The sequence below is a fragment of the Rhizobium alarense genome (assembly GCF_021555155.1).
Taxonomy (GTDB): domain Bacteria; phylum Pseudomonadota; class Alphaproteobacteria; order Rhizobiales; family Rhizobiaceae; genus Rhizobium_D; species Rhizobium_D alarense.
Map to the genome: position 1 here is coordinate 1 of NZ_JAKGBU010000156.1, position 4879 is coordinate 4879.

Below are 4879 nucleotides of genomic sequence, written 5' to 3' on the forward strand. Positions count from 1 at the left end.
GCTTTCCGCCCAGGAGCGCGAAAGCCTCGAAGGCCGCTATACCTTCCGACGCATTGTCGAGCTTGAACTTGACCCGGTGCGCGGCAATTTCGATGCCGCGCACTTGCGCGAAATCAATCGCCGCATCTTCCAAGACCTTCCCGGTGCAGGCCTGGACCACGTAACGCCCGGCCAGTACCGGCCGACTGTTCCGGCCGGCAAGGACTGGCGGAAGCAACGCACGCTAGAGGGGCGCAACATTACGACCTTCGTTGCCTATTCGCCGATGGATAAAGCGTCACAGAACGCCATTGAGGAAACGCTGAAAGGCGTAGAACCGGCCTCGCTCTCCAAACTGAAGACCGCAGAATTCACGAAGGTTATCGCCTCGCTGTACACCAAGCTGGATTACTTGCATCCGTTTCCGGACGGCAATAGCCGCACTCTGCGCGCCTTCACTTCCCAGCTCGCACGCGAAGCGGGCTATGAGCTGGACTGGAGCCGCTTCAACAGCTCTGAGGGTGGACGCAACGTCCTCTATGTCGCCCGTGACCTGAGCGTAAACAGATTGGCTATGCCGCATATCAGGAACGACGATACGCGCCGCGAAATTAGCCTCACGCTCGATATGCTCGACGGCAATCGCGACCTGTCCGATTTGCTGCGGGACGCGATCCGTCCGCTTCGTTCAATCGCATTCGAACGCTTGCCGGAAGAACAGGCCAAGAAGGTCCATCCTGAGCTGAAATATGCCTATGACACGCTGGATAGAGCTGGGAAGTATGCTGTCGAGAAATTCCCCGACAGTGCACAGAAGCGACAGGATGCGCAGGAGCAGGCTCGCACGTTCGTTCAACGTCGTTTGAACGAGGGCGATACGAAAGACTTCAACATCAAGGCCAAGGAAGCCTCGCGGACGAAGGAAGCACCCACGCGTGACCGCGAGAAATAGAAAAGCCGGCAGATCGGGCAATCTGCCGGCTTATCACCATCACCGATTTTGGGACAGGTAACGATGACTAGCAAACATGATAGCACGAGCAGGCGCGCAGCATCCACGGCAAAAGACCCTTTTGCGGTGCAACGCCAGGCGTACCGGGCCGAAATGATAGCCAACGGCTTCGCCGTTGAGGATGCCGACATCATCGCGGCCAAGACCGTCTTCAAACAGTCGGTTCAAAACGAACCGAAGGCCATTGCCGAATCGATGTTCAAGGTTCGGCGCAATACGTCGAATGCACTTGCCGACCTGATCGCTGATTTGCCCGCCCACGCCGTGCCCAGGCGCGGTAGTTCAAGGCGTGCTATCGCGACCACGACTGAGGAAAAGCCCGCCAAACCACCCAAGAGAGTCGAAACGCCCATCAAACCGGCCGTTTACGACTATCGCTATGACGAATTGCCGAACCGTGTTCGCGACCTCATCGAGGCACATCTTGCCATCGAGGCCGACGATGCCAAAGCAGCCGGTACGATAGGCTTCATGACGCGAGCGCTCGCAATCGCTACGCTTCCCCATCGTCGCGTGCCCGAAGACCGTTTCGTTCGCAAAAACGGCGATTACACGCTCACTATGCTTACGGCACACCCTGAAGGCTTGCCCTATGGCACGCTGCCGCGCCTGCTTCTCGCATGGGTATGCTCGGAAGCAGTGTTGAAAAAAGAGCCTGTTCTATCGCTCGGAAATACGCTGTCTGCGTATCTTCGCGAGCTTGGCCTGAAGAACACAGGCGGCAAGCGAGGCGACATCACACGGCTGAAGCACGCCATGACGACGCTTTTCAGTGCCATCATTTCATGCCGTTATGACGGTCGGGAATCATGGGCGCTGCAAAACGTTTTGCTCGCGGAGCGCGTTGAATGGTGGCAACCGCAGGAGCAGACGGAAGCCGGGCAATGGAGTTCGAAGCTGGTCTTGTCGCGGCCGTTCTTTCAGGAGTGCATCGACCATCCGATCCCGGTCAATATGCATGCGATGAAGGCCTTCCGGCATTCCCCGCTCGCGCTAGATATCTATGTCTGGCTTACCCATAGAATGAGCTACCTATCCAAGCGGACCACGATTCCGTGGATCTCGCTTTCCTCTCAGTTCGGCGCTGGCTATGCCAGCAACGAACAGGGCTTGCGCGATTTCCGTCGCGCATTCCTGCGCGAACTGAAGCATGTTGTCGCGATTTACAACGACGCCAAGCTAGCCGCGACAGAAAACGGTCTTGTCCTCTATCCGAGTCCAACCCACGTTCCCCCGAAATTGGTCGAACAGCAAGCCTCGCTGCCCTTCTTCTAGGGCAGCTTGTCCATATTGCGCTGAATCTGTCTTGGCGACTGCCTAGAATTGGCCAGGTCGCCAGCGTGTCACCAATCGCGCCACTTCCCCAGGAGATATCATCAGTGTCAGACGACACGCCCTTTTCACTCGCGATAGCGACGCCGATGCTGCGCGGCAATGCGACGGCCAATTACGTTCGTAGCGTCTTCGGCTTGCAGCGCTATTGCGCGCAAGCGGGGATTCCGGTCGACCTGCTAGTCCTGGTCGGCGTCAGCATCATCGACCATGCCCGCAACATCCTGGCAAGCCGCTTCCTCTACGAAACCCAATGCAGCCATCTTCTCTTTGTTGATGACGATATTGGGTTCAATGTCGATGAGCTTGTGGACCTTCTCGCGTTTCGTGACCGCGACGTTGTAGGTGCCATGTGTCCAAAGCGCTCGATGGACTGGGCGCGCATCAAAGAAATTGTCCTGCGCAACCCCGATATTGACCCCAAGCATTTACCTCACCTTGCCGGCGACTATACGGGCATGTTCCACCTCTCAGGCGGCAGTCCAAACATGACCATCGGGCCGAAGCTGATTGAAGTTGACGCCATTGGTACGGGCTTGATGATGATTAGCCGCGACTGCCTACGCCGATTGATCGAGCGGGTGCCCCTGCCGCCCTTGGCTCCGATGGCGGGTGACACTCTCGAAGTGCCGCGTCATGTATTTTTCAACGCGACCAATAATCAGGGCGAAGACATTGCATTCTGCCAGTCGGTGCGGCACCACGGCGGCCGGGTCTTCGGCCTGTCCACTGTGACGGTAACGCACACCGGACTCTATGACTTCATTGGCGACCTCAAAGGAATCGCACGCTACGAGGATTAGGCGAAAAAAAGGCCGGCATTATGCCGGCCTAAGTGGGGAAACCTTATTTCGCCTATCAATCGAGGTTGAACGAAAGCCCGATGCCGCCAAGTGCTTTCGCCCCGTCGTGGGACAAGCCCATCGCCATAGCGCTGCGCTTGCTTAACCGGGCCTTCAAGCCCACGGCCAGCGCCGCTGACGAGCCGTAGAAGCCCACGCCTACTTGCGCCGATACCCGCGACGGACTGTCGGCCGATGACCCGACCATCATTGTCAGCGCCGCACTCATAGCGCCAAGGCGCTGCATGTCGCGGTCGAGTCGGTCAACGCGATTGCTCACGTCTTGCCACTGGTCATCCCAAAGGGTGGTCATTTCGCTAATGCGGGCATCGGTGTAGTTGTTCGCCGTGCTGACCGCGTAGGACGTGCGGCTGTCGGTGTAAGTGTTCGCTTCCGTCAATGTCTGCGCATCGCCTGCGCGCATCTGCGCCAGGTTCACCGCGTCGGTGTCGGCGGTGCCGGCGGCGACGTTCGTCACTTGCCGCTCCGCACCGGCCGCGCCCACCGAAACGGTGTTCGCACGGTCGGCCACTGCACCATTGCCCAACGCCACCGCATTGTCGGCCGCGGTTTGCGAGCCAGTACCAACGGCAACGCTGTTCGTCCCGCCCTGTGCGCCTTGCTCAACGTAATCACCCGCCAGCGTGTCGCTGATGCTGTTGCTGATGTTGCTGATTTGCTGGTCGGTGTAAGCGTTGGCTTCATTCAGAACGGTGATATCGGCGTCGCGCATCTGCGCCAGGTTCACCGCGTCGGTGTCGGCGGTGCCGGCGGCGACGTTCGTCACTTGCCGCTCCGCACCGGCCGCGCCCACCGAAACGGTGTTCGCACGGTCGGCCACCGCACCATTGCCCAGCGCCACTGCGTTATTAGCCACGGTTTGCGAGCCGGTACCAACGGCAACGCTGTTCGTCCCGCCCTGTGCGCCTTGCTCGACGTAATCACCCGTGAGGCCTTGCTGCAGTTCGGCTAGCTGCTGCATGTTCACCGCATCGGTCGGATTCACGCCAGCGGCAACGTTGGCGACGACCATGCCGCCGGCATTGATGCCGGCAGTGGTGATGCTCGGGCCACCGGCAATGACCAGGCCGGCGCTGTTCAGCACCGTGCCGCCAAGAGTCACGCTGTTGACGGCGATATCGTCGGCAAGGTCGAACGTCACCGCGTCGTCGGTCGCATTCTTGCTGACTACCAGGTTGCCATCGCTGTTGTTCAAGTCGATGGTCTCGCCCGGCGCTACGTTGGTGCTGTTCGCGCCCCCCGCTGTCAGGTTCCAGCCGGTCCCAGCGGTCACGGCGATGTCGTCAATCGCCTGGTTGGTCGCGAAGAGTTGTGCGCCGTTGACCGCATCGGTGCTGGCCGCCGACACCTGGCCAGCCGCAACGTTGGTGATGACCATGCCGCCGGCATTGATGCCGGCAGTGGTGATGCTCGGGCCACCGGCAATGACCAGGCCGGCGCTGTTCAGCACCGTGCCGCCCAGGGTCACGCTGCTGACCGCGATATCGTCGGCCAGGTCGAACGTCACCGCGTCGTCGGTTGCACTCTTGCTGACAACCAGGTTGCCGTCGCTGTTGTTCAAGTCGATGGTCTCGCCCGGCGCTACGTTGGTGCTATTCGCACCCCCCGCCGTCAGATTCCAGCCGGTCCCGGCAGTCACGGCCACCTGGTTAATGGCTTGGTTGGTAGCGAAGAGTTGCGACCCGTTGACGGC

General features: G+C 59.8%; 4 protein-coding genes. 3 read left to right on the forward strand and 1 reads right to left on the reverse strand.

The window, feature by feature from the left end; genetic code table 11:
• The 3 genes from LXM94_RS25460 to LXM94_RS25470 form a co-directional block, all read left to right on the forward strand.
• The coding region (locus LXM94_RS25460; protein ID WP_235774629.1) for a Fic family protein at nucleotides 1-931 on the forward strand (931 nt) is incomplete at its 5' end.
• A gap of 63 nt (nucleotides 932-994) precedes the next feature.
• Nucleotides 995-2266 carry a replication protein RepA gene (locus LXM94_RS25465; RefSeq protein WP_235774631.1) on the forward strand — a complete coding sequence of 424 codons (1272 nt, stop codon included), beginning with the start codon at nucleotides 995-997 and terminating at the stop codon, nucleotides 2264-2266.
• Nucleotides 2267-2370: 104 nt separating this feature from the next.
• Nucleotides 2371-3126 carry a hypothetical protein gene (locus LXM94_RS25470; protein ID WP_235774633.1) on the forward strand — a complete coding sequence of 252 codons (756 nt, stop codon included), beginning with the start codon at nucleotides 2371-2373 and terminating at the stop codon, nucleotides 3124-3126.
• 55 nt (nucleotides 3127-3181) lie between these two features.
• On the opposite strand, the gene LXM94_RS25475 is transcribed toward LXM94_RS25470, so the two are convergent.
• Nucleotides 3182-4879 (reverse strand): YadA family autotransporter adhesin (locus tag LXM94_RS25475; RefSeq protein WP_235774635.1); only part of this gene is annotated, 1698 nt, incomplete at its 5' end.

Excerpts from the sequence above, each read along its gene's own strand:
- LXM94_RS25465 (WP_235774631.1), top strand. The coding sequence starts at position 995 with ATGACTAGCAAACATGATAGCACGAGCAGGCGCGCAGCATCCACGGCA.